Source organism: Streptomyces sp. NBC_01190 (genome assembly GCF_045039895.1).
Classification (GTDB): domain Bacteria; phylum Actinomycetota; class Actinomycetes; order Streptomycetales; family Streptomycetaceae; genus Actinacidiphila.
The window spans coordinates 3,709,489-3,731,623 of sequence record NZ_CP108580.1 but is presented as its reverse complement, the minus strand read 5'-3'; the positions used below and the strand labels follow the sequence as shown (position 1 = coordinate 3,731,623).

Below are 22,135 nucleotides of genomic sequence, written 5' to 3'. Positions count from 1 at the left end.
CTTCGGCCATGCAGAGTCTGGGGGCGGCCGATCCGCAGTCGGTCGGGGGCTATCCGCTGTTCGCGCGGTTGGGCGCCGGTGGCATGGGCCAGGTGTACTTGGCCCGAACACCGGCTGGGCGGCCGCTCGCGCTGAAGACCGTGCGGACGGAGTTCAGCCTCGATCCCGCCTTCGCGGAGCGCTTCGCCCGCGAGATCCGGCATGCCGATCGGGTGCGGTCGCCGTGGACCGTCGCGGTGATCGACTTCTCCCCGGCCGGCTCCAGTACGCAGTGGCTCGCCACCGAATACGTGGCCGCGCCGTCGCTGGCCGATTGGGTGGCCGGGAACGGGCCGCTGCCGGAGGCGAGCCTGACCGCGCTGGCCACCGAACTGTGCGAGGCGCTGCAGGCGGTGCACCAGGCGGGCCTGGCCCACCGGGACGTCAAGCCGTCCAACGTCCTTCTGGCGAGCACGCGTCCGCTGCTGATCGATTTCGGTATCGCCCGTGCGGCGGAGGACTCCCGGCACACCCGGACGGGCGGAGTCATCGGCTCGCCGGGGTACATGGCACCCGAGCAGGCCACCGCGGGCATATCGGCGGAGCCCGGCGATGTCTTCGCTCTGGGCGCGGTGCTGGTGCACGCGGCGACCGGGCGCGGCCCGTTCAACCGGCTCGGCGAGAATCCCTCGGTGCCCGCACTGCTCTACCGCGTGGTCCACGAGGAGCCTGACCTGCACGGGGTTCCGCAGGCACTGCTGCCGCTGATACGGGCCTGCTTGGCCAAATCACCGGCAGACCGTCCGACGGCCCGGGCGGCCGCGGAATTGCTGCTGGAAGCTGACCGGCCGGTCGGGCGCTGGGCGCTGCGGCAGCCGCCGGGCCTCGCGGCTGAACTGGCCGCTCGGCAGGCGGAGATGCGGGTGGCGCTGGACGTCTCACCCGCCGTGCGGTCATCGACCCACCCCATCACTGTCGTCGATGCCGGCGCTTCGCCTTCGGATCCGCCTCGCGATGGCACCGGCGGCGTTTCGGAGGCCGAGTACCACTTCTCCGGCACGAGGACGGCGGACGACCGTCCGGCCCGCGGTGACGGCCCTGCCCCGACGCCCGCACCGGGACCCGCACCGGGACCGGGACCGGGCGAGGACGGCGCCGACCTGGACGCGACCTCGCCGGTCCCGCAGCCGATCCCACAACCGGTCCCACTGCCAGTCCCCCTGCCGGTCCCGCAGCCGCCGGTCGGCCGACGAAGAGCGCAGCTCGCCATCGCGGGCGGTGTCGTCCTGGTGGCGCTGGCCGGACTACTGGTGCACAGCGTGCTGGATGGCGGATCGGACCACTCCGACTCGGGCGGCGGCAGCGGCGCGTCAACCGATCCGGCCGGAACCCCGAGCACAGCCCCGTTCTCGCTCCCGGCCTCCTGGGTCGGCACCTGGGTCGGTACCGGTCCGGGCAATCCGGACGGAAACTACTCCCTCGCGCTGCACACCGAGGGTTACCGGGTCACCTTGACCCTGCACGCCGGCCGGATCGGCCAGATGGTCGGACAGCAGGTGACCGACGTCCGCGACCAGGACACGGGTCAGAACGTCGGCTGCACGGAATCGCTGGAGCTGAAGGGGATGGATGCCGGGACCGCGGAGTTCGCCGCGAAATCGCCGCACCCCACCGACCCGACCAGCACGCTGACGTGCGTACCCGGCAACTCCTACCAGGTGACCATGGTCGACGGCACGCTCCAACTGGGCCCCGGCTCCCAAGGACTGGGCGCCCCGACGACCTTCACCCGCCGCTGACACCCCGGGCCGCCCGGCTCCCTCCCATCCCCACCTCCCCTCGCACGACGGGCGTGCACAGGACGCCGCTGAACGCAGGCGAATGAGACCGAGAACTGGGACCGCCGGGCAGCTCCACGCTGCGGCAAGGTGTGTTTGCGCCTTGTACGTTTCCCGGCGGTATTTCTCCGCCTCCTTCTGAAGACGGTGGGTCTCCTTCGCCGTCCTGCGGGCGTCGTCCAGGATCACCTTGGCCACGTCCCGGGCGTCGTCGCGGATGCCCTCGGCCTCCCGCTGGGACTCCACCCTCAAAGCCGCTGCCTCAGAACTACTTGGTGGATGAGCCCGGCGGTCTGCTCCGCGTTCGCGCCCTGCGTCCTGGCGATCCACGCACGTAACTCGGCCGCCTCGGAAGGTTCGTCGCGCCGCCGACGACCGAACAGACCGCCGCGTTGCGGCGGTAGCGCCGTCGGTGCCGCGATCTGAGGCGCGCCGTTCTGCGAGGGCCCGGCGGTCACACCGCGGTTGTCCGGCGCCGCCCGCGCTGTCGCGCCCGCGCCCGCGCACGCCGAGGGGCCCCGCAGCGGAACTGCGGGGCCCCTCGACCGTCGTGCCCGGTGAGGCACTGGAGGGTGCTGCGGAAGGGCGGGGTCGGGGCAGGCGCCGCCGCGGCCCTCAGCAGCCGATCGGCGACGAGCCGGCAGCCACGTCGTCGAACCACAGGGTGTCGTCGCCGGTGCTGTAACTCTCCCAGCCCAGCCGGAGCGCGGTCGGCCTCGGCGGCGTGGTGCGCGAGAGCCACTGCTGGTCGATGTCCTGGGTCGGTACGCCGTCGGCGTGCAGCCCCGGGATCTGCCGATCGTCGAGCCAGGTGTCGAGCTTCGGCGCCGAGGTGTCGATCGCGAACCGCAGGCACTCCCACGTCAGTGTCGGCAGCGGGCTGCTGAGCGCGACCCCGGTCGGACTCTGCGCCGGAAGCGTGGCGTCGTCGCTCTCCCGGTTCCACTGCAGGGCCCCGTTCTGGCCGCCGATCCGCAGCGCCCGGCCGCCCTGGGAGGAATCCGGCATGGAGACGAAGGCGACATGCCCGGTGGGCAGGGCGGTGGTGTGCCGCACCCACATCCGGATGTAGAGCACGGGGACGACGGACGACAGGTCCGTGGTGGAGGCCACGAAAGCGTGGTTGCAGTAGCCGGCCCGCCCGTTCACCCGGAGCGACTTCGAACCGCTGTGCGCGACCGCCGTGTCGACGGTGACCGTTCCCGTGCCCTGGCAATCGGGCGCGGTGAACTGCCAGTTGCCGGACGGAGTGGAACCACTCTGGTCCTCGAAGTCCGAGCAGATGGTCGCGCTGCCGCAGCCCGCGGACGGCGTGGTGGGAGGCGGCGTGGTGGGAGGTGGCGTGGTGGGAGGTGGCGTGGTGGGCGGCGTCGTCGTGGGCGGCGGCGTGGTGCTGTTGTCGCCGCAGGACACGCCGTTGAGAGCGAAGGCGGCCGGCTGCGCGCCGCCCGCCTGCATGGTGCCCTGCACACCGAAGTCAACGGTGCCGCCGCCCACCACCGTGCCGTTGTACGACGTGTTGACGGCGGTCACGGCGTGCCCGCTCTGGATGACGGCCGCGTTCCACCCGGAGGTGACCTGCTGGTCTCCGGCGTAACTCCAGGTCAGTCGCCAACTGCTCAGCGCGGCACCGAGGTTGGTGACGTGCAGCTGAGCGGTATAGCCACCCGTCCACTCGTTCGCCGAGTAGTCGACCCGGCAGCCGGACGTCGATGCCCCGAAGCCGTTGGTGGGCATTGAGATCAAAAGCGAAAGGGCCAGGGCGGCAACGGCTGCGATCGCCGTCCAGGGTCTGCTCGGTAAGCGGAAGGTCCGAGTGGGCATGGGGCGCCTCTTTCGGGAATACGGCGTGTGGGGGGAGTACAGCCGCGGCTGTATGGGAGCGCTCCCATACATGACAGCGCCACGCCTGCGTACTGTCAACGCATTGGCTGCGCCGAACTCGCGGCATCATCTCGGACCGTCTTGTCCCCGCGTATTTACAGGATCTTGATCCGCTGTTAGCTTCGCGCATGGGAGCGCTCCCATTTGGACCGTTCCCTCCCCCCACGCCCCCCGGCGGCCCGGCCACGGCGGACCACGGCCCCGGGGAGGTTTCCTGAAAGGTCTGTACTGTGAAGAAAAACAGGAAACTGTCCTTATTCGCCGTCCTCACCCTGGTGCTCTCGGCCCTCGGCCTGCTCTTCCTCGGTCAGGGCACCGCGCAGGCGCACGGCGTCGCGATGATGCCCGGTTCCCGTACGTATCTGTGCTACGAGGACGCGCTCGGCTCCAACGGCGCGCTCAATCCGACCAATGCGGCCTGCGCCGCGGCCATCGCGCAGAGCGGATCGACATCCCTGTACAACTGGTTCGCGGTTCTCGACTCCAACGCCGGCGGCCGCGGCCAGGGTTACGTTCCCGACGGGACGATCTGTAGCGCCGGGAACAAGTCGCCGTACGACTTCAGCGGCTACAACCTCGCCCGCGACGACTGGCCCCGCACGCACCTGACGTCCGGTTCCACGATGCAGCTGCAGTACAGCAACTGGGCCGCGCACCCGGGCACCTTCCGGGTGTACCTGACCAAGCAGGGCTGGTCCCCGACCACCCCGCTGGCGTGGGCGGACCTGGAGCAGATCGGGAGCGCCACCAACCCGCCCGCGGTGGGCTCGCCGGGCACCACCGGCGGCCACTACTACTGGGACCAGGCACTGCCCTCGAACCGCTCGGGCAACGCCATGATGTTCATCCAGTGGGTCCGTTCGGACAGCAATGAGAACTTCTTCTCCTGCTCCGACATCACCTTCGACGGCGGCCACGGCGAGGTGACCGGCATCCACAACAGCGGGTCCACGACGGGTGGCACGACCACCAGCGGGTCCACGACGGGTGGCACGACCACCAGCGGGTCCACGACCGGGGGTACGACCACCGGTGGCACTACTACGGGCGGTACGACCACGGGTGGTACGACCACCGGCGGCACCACTACGGGTGGGACCACCGACGGCGGTACGACCGGTGGCACCGATACCGGCTCCTGCATGGCCATGTACGCGATTACCAGTGCCTGGAGCGGCGGCTTCCAGGGCGAGGTCACGGTGATGAACCACGGCACCTCGCCATCGAGCCACTGGAAGACGACCTGGACGCTCGGTACCGGCACGCAGATCAACAGCGTGTGGAACGGCGCCCAGTCCATCAGCGGCGGCGTCATCACCGTCACCAACGCGGCCTACAACGGTACGATCCCGCCGGGCGGCGCTTCCACCACCTTCGGCTTCACGGCCAACTCGACCGGCAACAATCTTCCCGCCGGCTCGATCAGTTGCACCTTCGCCTAACGCGCTGACGCGCCTCGACCCGACGTCCGCCCCGCACGGCCCCTTGAGCCGTGCGGGGCGGCGGTCCGCGCCGCACCATCAGGCAGCAGGCCGGCACCGCCGCGCCTTCGTCCGGAGGCGGCGTCGTACTCAATGGTGATCGCCTGGCTGTCGGGCCTGCCCGACGGCACCGGACAGAGACCGTGAGCCGAAGCCGCTGCTCGCACGGCGGGGAGCGGTAATTGGCAGGACGGCCCGACGTCGCTCCTCCTTGCGACGCGTACGGTTCCGTGGTGGGAATACTGTCGACGGCCGCCCCCGCCTGAGCCACCGCCCGTGAAGAACGCACCAGCGAGGTGGGGCGTCGGCCGCCAGGCATGGGAACGGCGAACCAGGGCTCGGGGTGCTGACCGTGGTCCGCATGAGACCGTTTGCGGGCTTCAGCCTGCCGACGTGCGTGCGGTGTCCCTGGTGCGGATGTGCTGGCTGAGAAAGAGAGCGGCGCGGTCCAGTGCCTCGTCGGCTTCGTCCAGGATGCCGGTGAACGCCTGGAAGACATGTGGAACGTCAGCGGTGATGTCCAGGATGACGTCCACTCCGGCGTCCCTCGCGCGCGTGGCCATGCGTGTGGAGTCGTCCAGGAGCATTTCGTTGGTGCCCGCCTGCAGAAGCATCGGGGGGAAGCCGGTCAGGTCGGCGAGGGTGGCGGGGCTCAGCATGGGCTGGTGGGGGTCCTGTCCCGCGCGATACATGGCCCCGGTGTGTTGCAGGCCCTCACGCGTGAAGAACGGATCGATGCTCGCTTTGGTGTCCATGCTCTCGCCTGTCCGGGTTCCGTCGAGTCCGGGGGAGAACGCCACGATCGCGGCGGGCATGGGCAGGCCCGCGTCGCGAGCGGCGAGGCAGGTGGTGACAGTGAGGCCGCCCCCGGCGGAGTCGCCGGCGAACACGGTCGCCGAAGGGTCTTCGCCGCTGTCGAGAAGTGCGCGGTAGGCGCTCAGCCCGTCCTCGATCGCGGCTGGGAACGGGTGCTCGGGGGCAAGCCGGTAATCCAGCGAGAACGCCCTGAACCCGGTTCTGGTCACCAGGTTTCCGGTCAGCGACATCGCCGTCTCCGGTGAACCGACCACGTAAGAGCCGCCGTGAAAGTAGAGGATCGTCCCTGCCTTCGCAGTGCCGGCTGGCTCGACGAGCACCGCGGGCCGATCGCCGAGCGTCACCGTCCGGGTGCGGATCCCAGCCGGGACGATCATTTCCCCCATCACCGCCCTGAACCCGGCGCGGAGCTCCTCCACCGACCGAGGGCTCTCCGACTGAGGCCGTCGGACCATCGCGTCGATCTTTGCCCGCTGTTGCCTGCTCATTCTCGCCTCCGTCGCAAGTGCATGTCAAAGAACTATATGCCATGGCATGTATATTAGAATATATGCCATGGCATCCAAGTCAAGCCGTGGCCCGATCGACCTCCCAGGCTTCTTCGCCGATCTCGTCCGCTGCGAGACCCGCCTCTACAACGCGCTGAACGACCGCCTTCGAGAGCGGCACGGGATCGTCACCTCGCAGTTCGAGTTCCTGCGCTTCCTGCGTGACCACCCCGGATCCCGGGTGGCGGACCTCGCCACCGAATTCGCCATCGGGATCGGCGCGACCAGCAAGGGCATCGACCGCCTGGAGAAGCAGGCATGGGTCATACGGCGAACCAATCCATCGGATCGCCGCTCATCACTGCTGGACCTGACCGCGGGAGGCCTGCAACTCGTCAAGGCGGCGGAGGCGACCTTCACCAAAACACTGGCCGAGCTGACCGCGGACGTCCTCGGCGGTCCCTCAGGACTGGCCGCCGTACAGATCCTCTCGGAGCTGCGCTCCGTGCTCGAACGCGACCAGATCGGCCTGCCCACTGGCTGACCGGCATGCGCATCCAGTGCGACTGCCCATTCGCTGTGTGATCAGCGTCCGTGACGAGGGTGAATCCCGCGGATCGATCACGACTCGATACGCACCCTGGTAGCCCATGTGGAGGACGGCCGTCCCAAGTACCTGCCCCGCCGGTGCGAACCCGGCCGCTTCGACTGCCCGCATGCGCCGCCGCTACCTGACCGACCGCGTCCTCAAGGACACCGCCGCCAAGGTCGGCGGACTCCTCTGGACCGGGCCCGAATCCAACTCCCGCAGCGGCAGTAGGGCGTCGCGCGTCAGCAGTCCCGCTGACCTCTCCCGCTCTCACCGCATCTCGTTCTGGGATGATGCACTGTCAGTTACCCGGAGGGCTGTGCCGTTCGCCGAGGAGGGGCCGTGTTCGACGTGCTGGAACCGGAGGATCCACGGCAGGTGGGGCGGTACCGGATCGTAGCGCGGATCGGCGCGGGCGGCATGGGGCAGGTTTTCCTGGGTCGTTCGCCCGGCGGGCGGCCGGTCGCGGTGAAGGTGGTGCGCCCGGAACTGGCCAGGGATGGTGACTTCCGGCGGCGCTTCGCCCGCGAGGTGATCGCGGCCCGCAGGGTCAACGGGGCCTACACCGCGGGCGTGGTGGACGCCGACCCCGACGGCTCGCCGGCCTGGCTGGCGACCCTGTACGTGTCCGGCGTTTCGCTGGCCGACGCGGTCGCCGTGCACGGGCCCTGGCCGGCTGCGTCCGTGCTGGCGCTCGGCGCCGGGCTGGCGGAGGCGCTGGAGGCAATCCACGCGGCGGGCGTCGTCCACCGCGACCTGAAGCCGTCCAACGTGCTGCTCGCCTCCGACGGCCCCCGGGTGATCGACTTCGGCATCTCGACGGCGAGCGAGGCCAGCGCGCTGACCCACACCGGCATGACGATCGGCACCCCCGGCTTCATGTCGCCGGAACAGCTCACCGGGAAGCCGGTCGGACCCGCGAGCGACGTCTTCGCGCTCGGCGCGGTGCTCGCGCACACCGCTGCGGGCGTCGGCCCGTTCGGCACCGGCACACCGCACGCCCTGCACTTCCGCGCCGTGTACGAGCAGCCCGACCTGGACGCCCTGCCGTCCGGGCTGCGCGAACTCGTGGCGGCCTGCCTGGCCAAGGAGCCCGAGCAGCGGCCGACCGTGGCCGACCTGCTGCACCGTATGACCGAACGGGGCCAGGACGAGACGGCCGACGCGACCCTGCTGCTCACCGAGCCGGGCTGGATGCCCGAGGCAGTCGACCGGCTGGTCCGGGAGAAGTCCGCCACACCCCTGCCCCGCAACCCCACCCCGGCCCCCGCTCCGGCGGTGGCCCCGACGCCGACCACGCCGGACGTACCCGCCGCCCCGCCGACGTCCACGCCGCAGGCAGCCCCACCGCCCACGCCCGCCGCCGGCGAACCCGCGGTCCCGGACCCGCCTCTGCACGACGCGCCCACCCAGACCGCGGGGCACGCCGCGCAGACCGCCGAGGAGACGCCCCTCTCCCGGCGCAGCGCCCTCTTCGCACTGGCCGGTACCGTGGTCGCCGTGGGAACCGCCATCGCCGCGTGGAAGGCGTCCGACGGCGGTTCCGGCTCCGCGACCGACGGCTCGCCCTAGCGTCGCAGAGCCGCCTCGCGATGCCTGGAGGAGGAGCGAAGATCGCCCGTTGCCTCATTGCTCGGCGCTGCTGATGTCCGAGGTGCCATCGGCACCTTGGTCATCGGGCTTGGACCCGGCCAACTGCAACGTCGGGTGGGTCCTCGCGCTGGCCGTGGCCGCCACCTCGATCGTGCCGCTCGCTTCCGGCGCGGATGCGAACTCGCACAGCCAGCCCGCCACCTGGACGCAGTGGCTGAAGCCCGCGCTGGGCGTGGTCCTCGCTCTGCTGGCGTCGAGCAGGGGCGGGACCGGCCGCGTGCGGGCCGGCAAGCCGAGTCCCCGGGCTGGATGCGGGCCATCGACCAGTTCACGCCGGGCAAGTCTGCCGGACTAGTACTGCAACGGCGTTTGGTGTGACTGGTGGCCAGGACAGTCGTTGATCCGATTATGGGTGGGGAACTCGGTGAGGTCAGGACGTGGGCAGCGGGTCTGGGCGAGTTGCACGAGCGGTTCGTGCACCGATTCGCTCGGTCGGAGCCGCGGGAGTCGGCACTGGCCTACATGCAGGGGCTGATCGCTCCGTTGGAGCGGAAAAACGGCTGGACGCTCGCGGAGGAGGCCGGCCACGCGGCTCCCGACCGCATGCACCGGCTGCTGAACCGGTGCGACTGGGACGCCGATGAGGTCCTCGACGACGTCCGCGATTACGTCGTGGAGCACCTCGGCGACCCGGACGCGGTGCTGATCGTGGACGACACCGGATTCCTGAAGAAGGGCGTCCGCTCGGCCGGCGTCCAACGCCAATATTCGGGCACCGCGGGGCGGACAGAAAATTGTCAGGTCGGTGTCTTCCTCGCCTATGCCGGAGAACGCGGCCGCACCTTGATCGACCGCCGCCTGTATCTGCCCACGTCATGGACGGACGACCGCGAACGCTGCCAGGCTGCCGGCGTCGGCGACGACGTCGCCTTCGAGACCAAAGTCGTCATCGCCAAAGCGATGGTCCGACGCGCGATCACCGAGAAGATCCCGTTCCGATGGGTGACCGCGGACGCCGCCTACGGCTTCTCCAAAGGCTGGCGGACCGAACTCGAGCAGGCTGATGTCTTCCACGTCATGGCCACCACCCGCCACGACACCGTCGTCACCCGCTGGGCCATGGACCACCCGGTCCACGACCTGTTTCCCCACCTGCCCCGGCAGAAGTGGAAACGCCGCTCCTGCGGCAACGGCGCCCACGGCCCACGCGTCTACGACTGGGCCAGGGTCGAGGTCCGTCCCTGGCACCGCGAGGACCGCCGGCACTGGGTCATCGCCCGCCGCAGCATCGCCAGGCCGCAGGAGATCTCCTACTACATCGCCTACTGCCCCGCCGAGACCACGCTCGATGAGCTGATCCGCGTCGCCGGCAGCCGGTGGGCCGTCGAGGAATGCTTCCAAACCGCCAAGCAGGAATGCGGCCTGGACGATTACCAGGTCCGCCGCTACCCCGGCTGGCACCGCCACATCACCCTCGCCATGGCAGCCCACGCCTGCCTGACCGTCCTGCGGGCCCGCGCGCTCGACACGGAGAAAGCAGAAACGGATCCTCCCAGCTCATCGGCCTGACCCTCCCCGAAATCCGGCGACTGACCACCCGCCTGACCCGGCCCCGCGCCAACCTCATCGACCACGTCCTGCACTGGTCACGCTGGCGCCGCCGACGACAATTCCAAGCCCGCATCAGCCACTACAAACGACGCGGCCACACACCACCAGAAACTGCCCACACATCAGAACAAAGACCGTTGCAGTACTAGGGCGTGTTTTAGAAGTCCCTCCCCCAGCTACCGCTGGGAGGTGCCCCCAGTCTCACGGCGCCTGGCACGCACGCTCGCTGCGTTGTCGGGCTCGTCCGAGTAGGCCCACTACGAGGACGACCCTCCGCCTTGCGATCGCACGCACCAGACGCCGTGAGCCCCGCCCTGCGGGCGGACGACGCTACTTCTAAAACACGCCCTAGCTGCCGGGCTCGCGCCCCTTGTTGTCGGCCGACCATGCAAGCGGCCACGGTCTCCTTTACGCGGACTGCATTGCCGCACACCAGGGTCGCGTCCGGACAGGCTCTCCGGGGAGCCCCGCAAACGACCCTGTGGACAAAGACACAGGCCAACGGTGTCGGACAGACGCCGTAGGACCCCGCAGCGGACTGCGGGGCCCTACGACGTCGTGCCCGGTGAGGCACTGGCGGAGGATGCGAGATGCGAACTCGTGAGGGGTTGCCCCCAACACGCTTTCCGGCTGCTCGTTCGGGGGTCCGGGCGGGTTCACCAGCGTCCTGATCTGCGGCGCTGCGGCCGACACCGGGGCACTTGGGCAACCGTGAACGGGGCTGAACGCGACCCGAACCGCACCCCTCCGGCGAGTCAGCCGGCTGGCGTCCATCGCTTGATCATGACCGGCGAGCTGTAGGGCGCCGGCCGGATCCGGAGGTGAACCTGCTCGGCGGCTTCTGGCGCATCGTGACCCTCTTCACCTGCTTGGCAGACATCGAAGCCAGGTTCGCGCGCGACGCGCGGACGCGCACAAAGCCCTTGGCGGCCTCGAACTCGAACCGCGCGGCGTCCGGTAGAGGCCGACAGTCCGGGGCTCCGGCGCTGTCAGACTTCTCCGTGGCCGCGAGCGCTGTTCGCATCCTCCCCCGGCATGTCCGACCATGCCCGGGGCGGCACCTGTGTCTGCCGGGTTGCCCGGTTGAACCGGTTGCCCCAGTCGTCGATCCGGTCGAGCAACTCGGGCGGCCCGACGACGTGGAAATCCGCGCCGAGTGCGCCGAGCGCCATCGTCGGCCAGTCCAAGGAGTCGGTGGTCATGCGGACCCGGCAGTGCTCGGCATCGACTTCCTCGACCGTGCTCCACCGGCCGATCCGTTCGCGCGCGGTCGCGGCCGGGGCGTCCACCAGGACCTCGACCCGGTACGGACGGGGCGCGCTGTTGAGCCCGGCCCGGACGAATTCGGCGGCGTCGGCGGCGGGCAGGCTACGGGACCTGAACTGGATACCGGTGCCCCGGGGTGCGGTGAGCCGGTCGAGCCGGAAGGTGCGCCAGTCGTGCCGGATGCGGTCGTACGCGACCAGGTACCAGCGGCGGTTGAGGCAGACCAGCCGATGCGGTTCGACGTGCCGCTCGGCGTGTCGGCCGTCGGCGGCGGTGTAGGAGAAGCGGAGCTGTTCGCTGTCCCGGCAGGCCAGTGCCACCACGGTGAGGTCGTCCGGGTTGACGCCCGCGCCGGCGGGGTCGCCCCAGTCGGCGGGTACGGTCATCGCGCGCAGGGCCTCGACCCGGCGCCGCAGCCGGGCCGGCATCACCTGCACCAGCTTGGCAAGCACCCGAACCGAGGCCTCGGCGATGCCCTCCACCGGACTCTCCGCGGTAGCCCGCAGGCCCACGGCGAGCGCGACCGCCTCCTCGTCGTCGATCACCAGCGGCGGCAGCGCCGCGCCCGCGGCGAGCTGATAGCCGCCGTCGACGCCGCGTTGCGCCTCGACCGGATAACCCAGCTCGCGTAGCCGGTCGATGTCACGGCGCAGGGTGCGGATCGAGATGCCCAGCCGATCGGCCAGTTCGTCGCCCGGCCAGTACCGATGGGTCTGGAGCAGGGAGAGCAGTCGCAGCGTTCGGGTGCTGGTGTTCGCCATGGCTCCGATCCTCTCGGGAATTCAGGTCAGAAAGTGACCGCTGTGGCTCCTAGCGTGGACCTTGTCCGGCGGAGCAAGAAACCACCGAAGGCGGAGACCATGAACGAGACCCTGACCGTCAAGGAGCCGACCACCGACGCGCCGGCCGCTGTCGACGAGCGCGCCGACCTACTGGTGGCTCTGGCCAAGCAGCGGCACTTCCTGCGCTTCACGACCCGAGACCTCACCGACGAGCAGGCCGGACTGCGGACCACCGCCAGCGAGCTGTGTCTAGGCGGCCTGATCAAGCACGTGACCTCGGTCGAGCGTCTCTGGGCCAACTTCATCCTGGACGGCCCGTCGGCGATGCCCGACTTCACCGCCTGGACCGAGGCCGACTACGCCCGACGGGCTGAGGAGTTCCGGCTGCTGCCCGGCGAGACGCTCGCCGGCGTGCTGGCCGACTACGACGAGGTGGCCCGCCGGACCGACCAGTTGGTCTCCGTTCTGCCTGACCTCAGCGCCACCCAGCCGCTGCCGAGGGCTCCGTGGTTCGAGGCCGATGCGGAATGGTCGGCCCGCCGCGTGCTGATGCATGTCATTGCCGAGACCGCCCAGCACGCCGGCCACGCCGACATCATCCGTGAGTCCCTGGACGGCGCCAAAAGCATGGGGTGACCAGTCTCCGCGACCCAGGCCGGCCGCGTGCTGCCCGAGGCGGAACGAAGAAGGCCCGGGGGGCAAGCGGTCCGGCGAGGTCGAGCCAGGCGATCATCTTCCGGTCACCGCGCACTGCGAGGGACGAGGCCTCGCCGTCGAGGACGAAGACTCGGAGTGCGGGCCCGTGCTCACCGCCGCGCTTCTTCACGCGGTTTCGCCGGCGCTGCCCGTCCGGCGCTGCCCGTGTTCGGCGTCGAGTTTGTGCAGCTCGTCGAGGGCTGCCCCGCGTTCGTCCTCGGTGACGGGGCCGTGTTCTTCCTCCAACCAGCCGACGAGTTCCTGGAGCCGGTCCCGATCGCGCTTGGCCCGCAATGCCTCGGCGACGTAGGTGTTCGTAGACTTACCAGTCAAGTGAGCTCAAAGGTGTCCGGCGATCCCCCCGTCGCGGCGGGGCGGGGGGCTCCGTGGAAGACCTGCCGCGAGTGCCAGGAACGGTGGGCCGCCGCGACCGGTAGCGCGCCCGGCTCCGGACCTATCAGCGGGCGCCCCGCAAGCGCGACCACGTGCTCGCGTGCGACAGCGCTCCGCCCCACGAAGGCCCAGATCCGACTCCACCGCGCTGTACGGCAGTTCAACCTCGGCATCATCCTGGAACCTGCCGAGGGCGTACAGGAGCAGCAGGGGCTTGTGCGGAGCTCGCATCCCATTCCCGGTCCACTGCCTCAGATTCGCGGCCCGCTCCAGCCAGTCCATGAACGGCGATCCTAGGGGCGGTGCGGGCATGACGCCTCGGATACGGGAGAGCGGGAAGACGCGCTCATCTGTGGTCCCGTCAGCCGGAGACAGATGCGATGACGTCGTCGAGGTCCATGGCCAGGTCGACGATGAGGCCGGTCTCTGCCCAGGAGTCCTCCCGCGTGAGCATGGTGCCGATGGCGAAACGGTCGCGGCTGGTGGTGAGTTCAGTGAGCTGGGACCTGCCGGGTGGGACCGTCACGACACGGTCCTGCTGCCCGGTGTGCTGGCGTACGAGGCGTACGAGGCGTATCCGGCGGACGGTGCCGTCCAGCGCTTCCCAGTCGGCCACGAACACCGGCAGCGAGTCCATGCGTCCATTGTGAGCGACATACGGTCGCGTCACGCAGCTCGTGGAGGCGCGGATCTCGGCGGCCGGGGCAGCGGATCTCCTGTTCGGCCATAGGCCCTAGGAAGAGATGCCGGCGGACCTCGCCGTGCGCTGATATCCCTTGAAGCGCAGGGAACATCGGAGCGAGAAGGAAGAGGTCGCTGTGCCGCTTGAGTTCGGGTTGTGGCGCGTGGACGACCGACCAGTACGGGTCACCACGACGCCGATGCCGCTGGAGTCCAGGCTGGAGGAACTCATTGTGGCGGACCCAGCGATCCTGGGCCGGCCGATCCTGCTCATCGGTCGGCAACTGCTGACCCGCCACGGCAAGGTCATCGATCTGCTGGGCATGGACGCCGAGGGCTGCCTGCACGTCCTGGAGCTGAAACGGGACCGCACTCCCCGGGATGTCGTGGCCCAACTTCTCGACTACGGAAGCTGGGTTCAGGATCTGAGCAACGAGCAGGTGCGTGAGATCTATGCGGCCTACGCGCGAGATACCGGGGCGGCGAAGGAACTGGACGAGGCGTTCGCCCTCCGGTTCGGGACCAGCCCGCCGGATGCCCTGAACGGGGCCCACACACTCACGGTGGTCGCGAGTGAGGTCGACGCCGCGACCGAGAGAATCGTCACCTATCTGGCATCGGGCTTCCAGGTTCCGATCAACGTGCTCTTCTTCCGCTACTTCGTCGATGAGGGCCGTTCGTACCTTGCCCGCTCCTGGCTGATCGACGATGTCGACGCTGCGGAGTCGTCCGTGGGAGTCAAGACCGGCGGAAAGCGGGAACCGTGGAACGGCACGGACTGGTATATCTCGTTCGGCGACGAACCCGGCGGCCGTAGCTGGGACGATGCACGCCGCTACGGCTTCGTATCCGCCGGCGGTGGGGACTGGTTCTCCCGCACCCTTCGTGCCCTGCCCGTCGGGGCGCGCGTCTTCACCCACATACCCAAGGCCGGCTATGTGGGCGTCGGGACCGTGTCCAGTGAGGCGCAGCCGTTCGAGAGCGCGGCCCTCACCGTGGATGACGAGGTGGTGCCCATGAGCCGGCTCCCTCTCAAGGGAACCTACCAACATGCTTCCGGCACTCCGGCGACGGAATCCGGTGAGGACCGCCGCGAATGGGTCGTCCCGGTCGATTGGGAGAAGGCCGTCCCCCGCGATCAGGCGCTGTGGCGGGCGGGCTTCTTCGCTAACCAGAACTCCGCATGCAAGCTTCGAGCTCACTTCACCATCGACGAGGTCTCCCGCCACTTCAACATCGCCTGACGCCATCCGACCGGGCACGACGCCCGATGGGCCCCACCGCGACCGGTGGGGCCCTTCAACGTCGTGCCCGGTGAGGCACAGGCGGAGGATACGAGATGCGAACTCGTGAGGGGTTGCCCCCAACACGCTTTCCAACTGTCCGTCCGGGGGTTCGGGTGGGGTCGTCACTGTCCTGATCTGCGGCGCTGCGGCCAACGCCGGGGCACTTGGGCAACCGTGAACGGGGCTGAACGCAACCCGAACCGCAAACCTTCCGCCCGGGGGCGCGCCCTTGTGGGCCGTAGTGATCATGTGTGACTGGCGCGAGTCCTGAGGAGGGCGTCCCACGGTCCCGAAAGACCGATAGGGGATCACGGGGGCTGAAAGCCCTCGCGGGGGAATGCCGGGCAGCGGGATTTCTCGGAGTGCCCCCGGCGGGATCGCGGCCGGAGCGCGGTGGCGAACCAGGCCGCGATCCACTTCCTGCGGCCTGGCGAACCTGGCCGCGATCCACTCCGGCGGCGCGAGAGCGCGCAGGTGGACAGGGTGCTTCCCGCAGTGGACCGCTAAGGCGGTCTGATGAGAATCTCCGGCATCAGCACCTACGGCTCCCATCTGTCGGTACTCGAACGCGACGTCTCCGCCCCCGCGTTCGGATCGGCCGGAGGACGGTATCCGCCCTGGTCGGCCACACAGCCACGGGTGATATCTTCCGCCTCGCATCCGACACTCGGCGTCGACCCGCGCGGGTATGCCGATGGCGGGTCAGGACCCAGGGGGGAACACCGTGTCCGGATCTCGCAGAGCGAGTCTCGCCGTGCTGTCGCTGCTCGCGGCAGGCATGATCATGCCGGTGGCCACGGCTGCGGCGGACAGCGCCACGCGATACGTGGACATCAACAACACGTCGTGCTCCGACACCGGCACGGGCGCGCAGGCACAGCCGTACTGCACGATCCAGGCCGCGGCGGACGCCGCCCAGCCGGGGGACACCGTCCAGGTCGCGCCCAACGGGAAGTATCCGGCGACCACGATCACCACCTCGGGGGCGCCCGGGAAACCCATCACCATCGGCGGTGGTTACTCCTACCTTCGCGGGTTGGGTATCAGCGGCGCCCACGACGTCACACTGCGCGGCTGGCAGGCCATTCTGTCCGCGGGGAGCCTCGGCATCCACGATGCCGGCGACATCACGCTGGACCAGATGCTCATCGACACACCGTCGGGCAGTACCGGCGTGGAGGTCTCGGGCCTCAGCAGCGACGTGACCGTGAGCCGCACTTCCATCAGCACCACCGGTGTCCCGGGGATCGAAGTCGGCGCCGGCGTCCGGCGGACGGTCGTCACGACGGACGTGATCGATGCCACCAGCAGTTCGGGCGTCTCGCTCGACGGGGCCGTCGACACCGCGGTCACCAGCAACACCTTCGAACTGACGCCCCACGCGATGTCGGTCTCGGCCGGCTCTACCGGGACCACCGCGGAGAACAACGTCTTCTACGGCTCCGACATCGTGGTGAGCGAAGACTCCGCCGCCACGTCGACCGTCGGGTACAACCTCTTCGCCCTGCCCGCGGGCAGATCCCCGTACCAGTGGGCCGGTACCGCCTATCCCGATCCGGCGGCCTTCCTGGCGGCGACCGGGCAAGGACAGCGGGACATCCTGATCGACAGGACGGGCCAGATCGCCCCGGCGCCCACCCAGGGGTCGGCCACCGTGGACTCCGCCGACGCCGACGCGCCAGGAGAGCTGCCGACGGACTTCAACGGCTGGCCCCGCGTGGACGACCCGCTGACCCCTGACACGGGCAACGGCGCCGGGTCCCCCGACCGGGGAGCCCTTGAACTCCGCGACCCGATTTTCTACGCCCCGCCCGTGGTCTCACCCGGCGCGACCGCCGTCGGTCACCCGGTCACGGTCGCCCCGGGGGACTACAACCCGTGGGGCACAGCCGTAACGCGCACCTACGACTTCGGGGACGGCACCCCCGCGGTGACCTCCACCGCCGGCTCCGTCGGGCACACCTACACCAAGCTGACCGCCGGCAAGGCCACCGACTACACCATCACCGTCAAGGAGCCGACGAAGACCTTCACGTGGACGGTCACCATCAGCCCGGCGGGACCGCTGGTCGCCGGAGTCAGCGCGGAGGGGAGAGACCCGGCCACGCCGCTGGCCATGACCTTCCATGACAGCTCCCGCAGCCCCTTCTCGCTTTCCACCTGCAAGATCGCTTTCGGGGACGGCACGTCGGCGGTCGGCGGATCGGGCTACGGGTGCGAATCCCTGCAGCACACCTACCGCGCGGCAGGAACATATACCGCCACGATCACCGAGACCGACGCGGGCGGACGGTCGGCGAGCGCCAGCACGAAGGTCTTCGCCGGCGGGCTCTTCGTCCCCTTCGGACCCACCCGAATCCTCGACACCCGCACCGGCCTGGGAGCACGCAAGGCACACGTCGGCCAGGGCAAGGTGGTCAGCCTCAAGGTGAACGGCGTCGCAGGCATCACCGGCGCCACCTCCGTCCTGCTCAACGTCACCGCCACCTGGTCCACGGGCGACGGGTCCATCACCGCCTACCGGTCCGGCGGCGCCCGCCCCGGGTCGACGAGCCTGACGTACCGCAAGGGGCATGCCACCGGGAACCTGGTGAGCGTCCCCGTCGGAGCGGACGGGAAGGTGAACCTCTTCAACTCGGCGGGCTGGGTGGACATGACCGCCGACGTCGAGGGCTACACCACCCTCAAGCCCGGCCCGGCGGGTGGCGCCGTTCTGATGGACGACACCTCCGTGTGGGGCGAGTTCCGGCCGGTCATGGACACCACCGGCGGACCGTTGAAGCTGCCCAAGCTCGGCAAGCTCACCGCCGGCAAGGCGCTCACGTTCACGGCGACGCTCCCGAACGTCAACAACACCAGCTACATCGAATACCAGGCCACCGCGGTGGTCCTCCAGGTGACCGCGAGCCACGCGACGGCGGGGACCTTCGTCACCGCCTACAAACCGGGCAGCAAGGTGCCGAGCGCGACCGAGCTCAGCATCGGTCCGGGGGAGACCCGTTCGGCGACGATCGTCGTACCCGTGGACAGCAAGGGCCGGGTCTCCCTGTACACCCACGCCGGATCGGTGGACGTCAAGGCCTCGATGGAGGCCTTCTACCTGCCGTTCCCCGTGGCCACGGACATCAACAGGCCGATGACCGCGATCACCGCGGTCCGGGTCCTCGACACGCGCACAGGCAAGGGCGCCCCCAGGAGGCCGATACCAGCCACCGGCCGCATCACCTTCAAGACCACGGGTTTCACCGGGGTCCCCGCAACGGCCACCGGGGTGTGGATGAACGTGACAGCATTCGGTCCCACGGCCAACGGCTCGCTGACCGTCTGGGGTGACCGCACGTACCAGCCGTCCGAGCCGGCGGTGACCTTCCTGCGCGGGCAGACCGTGTCCACCCTCGTCTACCTGCCGCTCACCCACGGCCGCGCGAGCATCTACAACCCGTACGGCGCGGTCAACGTCGCGGCCGACGTGCAGGGTTACTCGACGAACTGAGCGACGAATCGAGCGACGAACTGAGCGACACGGCTCGGCGGCAGCACGTGCGCCGGGCCGGTCGCCCGGGATCACAGCTCGTCGCGCACCCCGAGCCCGGCGGCGGCAGTATGAGCAACGGGGCACTGAAGCGGGTATGTTCGACCGCGAACGCAGCCCTGGATCTTGCCACCTACGTGGACTCCCTGTCGTGCATCGGTGCGGGGCGCAGGAACGGTCGGTCCGCGTCGGAGAACTGGTGAAGCGGTCCTGTGGCGCCGAGGATGACGTCCAGGACATGGTCGGGGTCGGCTGCGTAGCTGTTGGCGAACCAGGGCATGTTGGCCTCGACCGCGGCCCAGCTTTCGCGGCCGGTTTCGGGGTCGGGGAGGAACCCGACATCGACTGAGACCGCGCCCGGCAGATCCTCGCCCGTTGCGGCGAGCAGCCGTTCGGTGAACGCGCGGACCTCGCGCTCATGGCCGTCGCGGTGAAGCGGTGCGGTGTCGAGTCGGCCGTGGACGGCGTACCGGCTGGCGGTGACGATCCGCCGGTCGAGCAGGAACAGCCGGTACTCGACGGTGAAGGTGACCACCTCGGAGACCAGGACCGAGGTGTCTGGACCGACACCCTCCCCGGAGCGGGGCAGGCGTGATCCGTCGGCGTACACGGCGGCCGGGAACGACTTGTCGCTGGGTGGCTTGACGAAGACCGGGGTGCGCGCCGACCACGCCTCCGAGAGGGTGGTCAGCTCGATTCGCCGCCCGCTGAACTCCGCCGGCAGCCGTACCAGCCAGTCGTCGGGTGGTTCCAGCAGCCCGAGACCGAGCCGGCCGGCGATGCGGTCGGCGGCGAGCGACCCGCCGTACCAGTGCACCGGCCGGGACCCAGCCAGTTCCTCCAGCTCATGAAGGTCGCCACCCAGCGGCCGTACGTCCATGCCGCGGCGGACCGCCGCGTCGGTGAGGAGTGCGGTCGTACTGGTCCGCTGCCGCGAGGTGAGGAGGATATCGGCGTGGCCGTCGCCGGTCATGACGCGCCCCGGAAGGTGTGGACGACCTCGATGAGGCCGACGATATGGCGGTTGAACTCCGGCACATCGTCGGCCGGCACCCACAGTTCGAGGATGGTGCGGCCGCCAGCCTGCTGGATCGGGTAGCGCGCGAGGAATCCGGTGTCGACGTCGAAGCGGGTCACGTAGCCGACGCCGGAGGCAGGCACGTTCCAGTCGCGGGCGATCCGTATCGCGTAGTCCTCATTGAGCACCGGGTAGAAGATCGGCTGCTCCGGCAGCCGTGGCGGCCACCGGGTCCAGCCCGACGCCTCGACCAGCGCCAGCTCCTCGGGTCCGGTGGGCCGCCACAGAGTTGTCGTGCCCGTCATCGCTGTCCCCCTGACCGTCTCCACCGGCCGCCGACGGTACCGGCTCGTACCGTCGGCCTCCAGCGAATTCGTGCCCTGTTGCTGGGACAGCAGCGGCACGCTTCGAGCGGCTCCGGTAGACGAACCAGGCGTCGCGCTCTCACCGCGACCGTCGAAGAGGGTAGGGATGACGCGAACGGTGGCGGACAACGTCGAAGGGCCCCACCGCGGACGGTGGGGCCCTTCGACGTCGTGCCCGGTGAGGCACTGGCGGAGGATACGAGATGCGAACTCGTGAGGGGTTGCCCCCAACTTTCCAATTGTTCGTTCGGGGGTCCGGGCGGGTTCACCAGCGTCCTGACCTGCTGCGGGGTGCCTCGCCCCTCTCCTTGTGGACCTCCGCGGACGCGGCTGAATGCAACCCGAACTGCAACCCTCGGGTCCCCCGGCCTGCTGGCGGCACAAGAACCCTGGCGGCCCTTGGCCGAGCGAACGGCGGGACCAGGCGGCCGTCCCTGTTCGTCCTGCGCGTGGTCGTCACGCGAAGGTTACGTCGGCCAGGTCGCAGGAGACGTCCCACAGCCGGGCAGCCTCCCCGACTTCCTGCGCCGCCGCCGCGAGGCGTTTCAGCCGGAGGGGGCCGCTCTTCCCTCAGGCGCGCGTCGGCGGGCTCGGGGTCTCGGCGTGAGGAGGTCGCGTCCCTCGCCGTGATGTCGACCGACTACTACACGCGGCTGGAGCAGCAGCGCTGTCCGCAACCCAGCGAGCACATGCTGGCCTCTCTCGCCCGGGCGCTGCGGCTGACGGGCAACGAGCGCGACTGCCTGTACCGGATCGCCGGCCACGACGCACCGGCGCCGAGGAGCGGGGGAGCAGCGGCGACGCTGAGTGTGCGCCGCATGATCGCCGGCGAGTCGGACGGCAGGTGGCCCGGTCGGGCCGTGAGGGTGTGGTCAGGGGGCGAGTACGACCGTCTTGCCGGGCAGTCGCCCGGCGGCGGCGTCCTCGTGGATGGCGGGGAGGTCGGTCACCGGACGGCGGGCGGCCACGTGGATGTGGAGCTTGCCTGCGTCGATCTTGGCGGCCAGTTCGGTCAGCTGGGTTCCGTCGGGGCGGACCCACAGGTTCGCGCTGCGCACTCCGCGGGCGGGGTCCTCGGGAACCGGGCCGGCGCTGCTGGCGGCGGTGCCGCCGTCGGCGACGTAGTCCGTCAACCGCGCGAGCCCTTCCGGGGAGAGGCGCACGTGGTTCACCACGACCTGGAACGGGCCGCCCACGGCGGCCGGGCCCGCGGCGAGATCGAGGGGGCCGGTGACCCGCTCCGCGCCGTAGCCGCGGAGGCGGTCGGCGTGCTGCGGGCCGTCCACCGCGGTCACGTGCGCTCCCGCGTCGACGGCGAGCTGCACCACGAGGCTGCCCACCGCGCCTCCCGCCCCGTTGACCAGGACGGTCTGGCCGGGCTTCAGCTCGGCCAGTTCGAAGACCAGCTGCCAGGCCGCGAGGCCGGTCAGGGGCAGCGCGGCGACGTCGGCCAGCTCGACGGTCTTGGGTGCCGGGGCCAGGGATTCGGCCGGGACGAGGGCGTACTCGGCGGCGCCGCCGGCGGAGTCCAGGGGCAGCATGGCCACGACCGGGTCGCCGACCGTCAGGCCTGTCACACCCACGCCGAGTTCGGCGACGGTGCCCGCCAGGTCGATCCCCATCACGTAGGGGAAAGTGATCGGCATCAGCTCGGCCAGGTGGCCGGCGCGGATGTGGTCGTCGACCGGGTTGAACGACGTGGCCGCCATCCGTACCAGCACCTGCCCGGTGCCGGGAATCGGCCGGTCCACGTCCTCGTAGCGCAGGACCTCGGTGCTGCCGTACTCGTGGAAGCGCATGGCCTTCATGACAGCTGTCTCCAGGGTGTGTTGATGTT

At 69.9% G+C, this 22,135-nt stretch carries 17 protein-coding genes and 3 pseudogenes; 9 read left to right on the top strand and 11 right to left on the bottom strand.

What is annotated here, in order from left to right; all coding sequences use genetic code 11:
* Positions 1–8 precede the first annotated feature (8 nt).
* Complete coding sequence (locus OG519_RS15415) at positions 9–1,778, top strand: serine/threonine-protein kinase (RefSeq protein ID WP_405583593.1); 1,770 nt, start codon at positions 9–11, stop codon at positions 1,776–1,778.
* A gap of 654 nt (positions 1,779–2,432) precedes the next feature.
* On the opposite strand, the gene OG519_RS15410 is transcribed toward OG519_RS15415, so the two are convergent.
* Positions 2,433–3,641: a cellulose binding domain-containing protein gene (locus OG519_RS15410; protein WP_405583591.1), complete on the bottom strand. Its 1,209-nt coding sequence runs from the start codon at positions 3,639–3,641 to the stop codon at positions 2,433–2,435.
* 290 nt (positions 3,642–3,931) lie between these two features.
* Here OG519_RS15410 and OG519_RS15405 point away from each other — a divergent pair, with 290 nt between their 5' ends.
* On the top strand, positions 3,932–5,143 hold the full coding sequence (locus OG519_RS15405) for a lytic polysaccharide monooxygenase (protein WP_405583589.1): 1,212 nt from the start codon (positions 3,932–3,934) through the stop codon (positions 5,141–5,143).
* Between the two features lie 419 nt (positions 5,144–5,562).
* Here the strand turns inward: OG519_RS15405 and OG519_RS15400 are convergent, their stop codons facing one another.
* On the bottom strand, positions 5,563–6,486 hold the full coding sequence (locus tag OG519_RS15400; protein WP_405583587.1) for an alpha/beta hydrolase: 924 nt from the start codon (positions 6,484–6,486) through the stop codon (positions 5,563–5,565).
* A 67-nt stretch (positions 6,487–6,553) separates the two neighbouring features.
* Here OG519_RS15400 and OG519_RS15395 point away from each other — a divergent pair, with 67 nt between their 5' ends.
* Positions 6,554–7,030 carry a MarR family winged helix-turn-helix transcriptional regulator gene (locus tag OG519_RS15395; RefSeq protein WP_405583585.1) on the top strand — a complete coding sequence of 159 codons (477 nt, stop codon included), beginning with the start codon at positions 6,554–6,556 and terminating at the stop codon, positions 7,028–7,030.
* 387 nt (positions 7,031–7,417) lie between these two features.
* Positions 7,418–8,647: a serine/threonine-protein kinase gene (locus tag OG519_RS15390; RefSeq protein ID WP_405583583.1), complete on the top strand. Its 1,230-nt coding sequence runs from the start codon at positions 7,418–7,420 to the stop codon at positions 8,645–8,647.
* A gap of 54 nt (positions 8,648–8,701) precedes the next feature.
* On the opposite strand, the gene OG519_RS15385 is transcribed toward OG519_RS15390, so the two are convergent.
* A complete protein-coding gene (locus OG519_RS15385) occupies positions 8,702–8,959 on the bottom strand; it encodes a hypothetical protein (RefSeq protein ID WP_405583581.1) in 258 nt (85 codons plus the stop codon).
* 117 nt (positions 8,960–9,076) lie between these two features.
* Between OG519_RS15385 and OG519_RS15380 the strand changes: the two genes are divergently transcribed.
* Positions 9,077–10,237, top strand: a complete 1,161-nt coding sequence (locus tag OG519_RS15380; protein WP_405583131.1) for an IS701 family transposase — start codon at positions 9,077–9,079, stop codon at positions 10,235–10,237.
* Between the two features lie 1,031 nt (positions 10,238–11,268).
* Here OG519_RS15380 and OG519_RS15375 read toward each other — a convergent pair.
* Complete coding sequence (locus OG519_RS15375; protein WP_405583579.1) at positions 11,269–12,306, bottom strand: helix-turn-helix transcriptional regulator; 1,038 nt, start codon at positions 12,304–12,306, stop codon at positions 11,269–11,271.
* 99 nt (positions 12,307–12,405) lie between these two features.
* Here OG519_RS15375 and OG519_RS15370 point away from each other — a divergent pair, with 99 nt between their 5' ends.
* A complete protein-coding gene (locus tag OG519_RS15370) occupies positions 12,406–12,963 on the top strand; it encodes a DinB family protein (protein ID WP_405583578.1) in 558 nt (185 codons plus the stop codon).
* 186 nt (positions 12,964–13,149) lie between these two features.
* Here OG519_RS15370 and OG519_RS15365 read toward each other — a convergent pair whose 3' ends face one another.
* The 4 genes and pseudogenes from OG519_RS15365 to OG519_RS15350 form a co-directional block, all read right to left on the bottom strand.
* Positions 13,150–13,356, bottom strand: a complete 207-nt coding sequence (locus OG519_RS15365) for a hypothetical protein (protein ID WP_405583576.1) — start codon at positions 13,354–13,356, stop codon at positions 13,150–13,152.
* A pseudogene (locus OG519_RS15360) lies at positions 13,353–13,541 on the bottom strand (hypothetical protein); the annotation flags it as partial. The gene OG519_RS15365 and the pseudogene OG519_RS15360, both read right to left, overlap by 4 nt.
* Positions 13,542–13,545: 4 nt before the next feature.
* Positions 13,546–13,698 (bottom strand): annotated as a pseudogene (locus OG519_RS15355) (restriction endonuclease); the annotation flags it as partial.
* A 79-nt stretch (positions 13,699–13,777) separates the two neighbouring features.
* Positions 13,778–14,053, bottom strand: a complete 276-nt coding sequence (locus OG519_RS15350) for a hypothetical protein (protein ID WP_405583574.1) — start codon at positions 14,051–14,053, stop codon at positions 13,778–13,780.
* A gap of 181 nt (positions 14,054–14,234) precedes the next feature.
* Between OG519_RS15350 and OG519_RS15345 the strand changes: the two genes are divergently transcribed.
* Both OG519_RS15345 and OG519_RS15340 read left to right on the top strand, forming a co-directional pair.
* On the top strand, positions 14,235–15,341 hold the full coding sequence (locus tag OG519_RS15345; RefSeq protein WP_405583572.1) for an endonuclease NucS domain-containing protein: 1,107 nt from the start codon (positions 14,235–14,237) through the stop codon (positions 15,339–15,341).
* A 766-nt stretch (positions 15,342–16,107) separates the two neighbouring features.
* Positions 16,108–18,876 (top strand): PKD domain-containing protein, encoded by a 2,769-nt coding sequence (locus tag OG519_RS15340; protein WP_405583571.1) that lies wholly within the window; start codon positions 16,108–16,110, stop codon positions 18,874–18,876.
* 172 nt (positions 18,877–19,048) lie between these two features.
* Here OG519_RS15340 and OG519_RS15335 read toward each other — a convergent pair whose 3' ends face one another.
* Both OG519_RS15335 and OG519_RS15330 read right to left on the bottom strand, forming a co-directional pair.
* On the bottom strand, positions 19,049–19,888 hold the full coding sequence (locus OG519_RS15335; protein WP_405583569.1) for an ATP-grasp domain-containing protein: 840 nt from the start codon (positions 19,886–19,888) through the stop codon (positions 19,049–19,051).
* Complete coding sequence (locus tag OG519_RS15330) at positions 19,885–20,238, bottom strand: hypothetical protein (RefSeq protein ID WP_405583567.1); 354 nt, start codon at positions 20,236–20,238, stop codon at positions 19,885–19,887. Before OG519_RS15330 ends, OG519_RS15335 begins: the two co-directional genes overlap by 4 nt.
* 582 nt (positions 20,239–20,820) lie before the next feature.
* Between OG519_RS15330 and OG519_RS15325 the strand changes: the two are divergent.
* Positions 20,821–21,074: pseudogene (locus tag OG519_RS15325) on the top strand (helix-turn-helix domain-containing protein); the annotation flags it as partial.
* 96 nt (positions 21,075–21,170) lie between these two features.
* Here OG519_RS15325 and OG519_RS15320 read toward each other — a convergent pair.
* The gene (locus OG519_RS15320) at positions 21,171–22,106 is read right to left on the bottom strand and encodes an NADP-dependent oxidoreductase (RefSeq protein WP_405583565.1); all 936 of its coding nucleotides are present in this window, start codon (positions 22,104–22,106) and stop codon (positions 21,171–21,173) included.
* Between the last annotated feature and the right edge of the window lie 29 nt (positions 22,107–22,135).

Bases quoted from the DNA above. Each gene is read 5' to 3' on its own strand.
- OG519_RS15330 (WP_405583567.1), bottom strand. From the start codon at position 20,238: ATGACGGGCACGACAACTCTGTGGCGGCCCACCGGACCCGAGGAGCTG.
- OG519_RS15380 (WP_405583131.1), top strand. From the start codon at position 9,077: ATGGGTGGGGAACTCGGTGAGGTCAGGACGTGGGCAGCGGGTCTGGGC.
- OG519_RS15375 (WP_405583579.1), bottom strand. From the start codon at position 12,306: ATGGCGAACACCAGCACCCGAACGCTGCGACTGCTCTCCCTGCTCCAG.
- OG519_RS15320 (WP_405583565.1), bottom strand. From the start codon at position 22,106: ATGAAGGCCATGCGCTTCCACGAGTACGGCAGCACCGAGGTCCTGCGC.
- OG519_RS15370 (WP_405583578.1), top strand. From the start codon at position 12,406: ATGAACGAGACCCTGACCGTCAAGGAGCCGACCACCGACGCGCCGGCC.
- OG519_RS15410 (WP_405583591.1), bottom strand. From the start codon at position 3,641: ATGCCCACTCGGACCTTCCGCTTACCGAGCAGACCCTGGACGGCGATC.
- OG519_RS15395 (WP_405583585.1), top strand. From the start codon at position 6,554: ATGGCATCCAAGTCAAGCCGTGGCCCGATCGACCTCCCAGGCTTCTTC.
- OG519_RS15350 (WP_405583574.1), bottom strand. From the start codon at position 14,053: ATGGACTCGCTGCCGGTGTTCGTGGCCGACTGGGAAGCGCTGGACGGC.
- OG519_RS15415 (WP_405583593.1), top strand. From the start codon at position 9: ATGCAGAGTCTGGGGGCGGCCGATCCGCAGTCGGTCGGGGGCTATCCG.
- OG519_RS15400 (WP_405583587.1), bottom strand. From the start codon at position 6,486: ATGAGCAGGCAACAGCGGGCAAAGATCGACGCGATGGTCCGACGGCCT.
- OG519_RS15335 (WP_405583569.1), bottom strand. From the start codon at position 19,888: ATGACCGGCGACGGCCACGCCGATATCCTCCTCACCTCGCGGCAGCGG.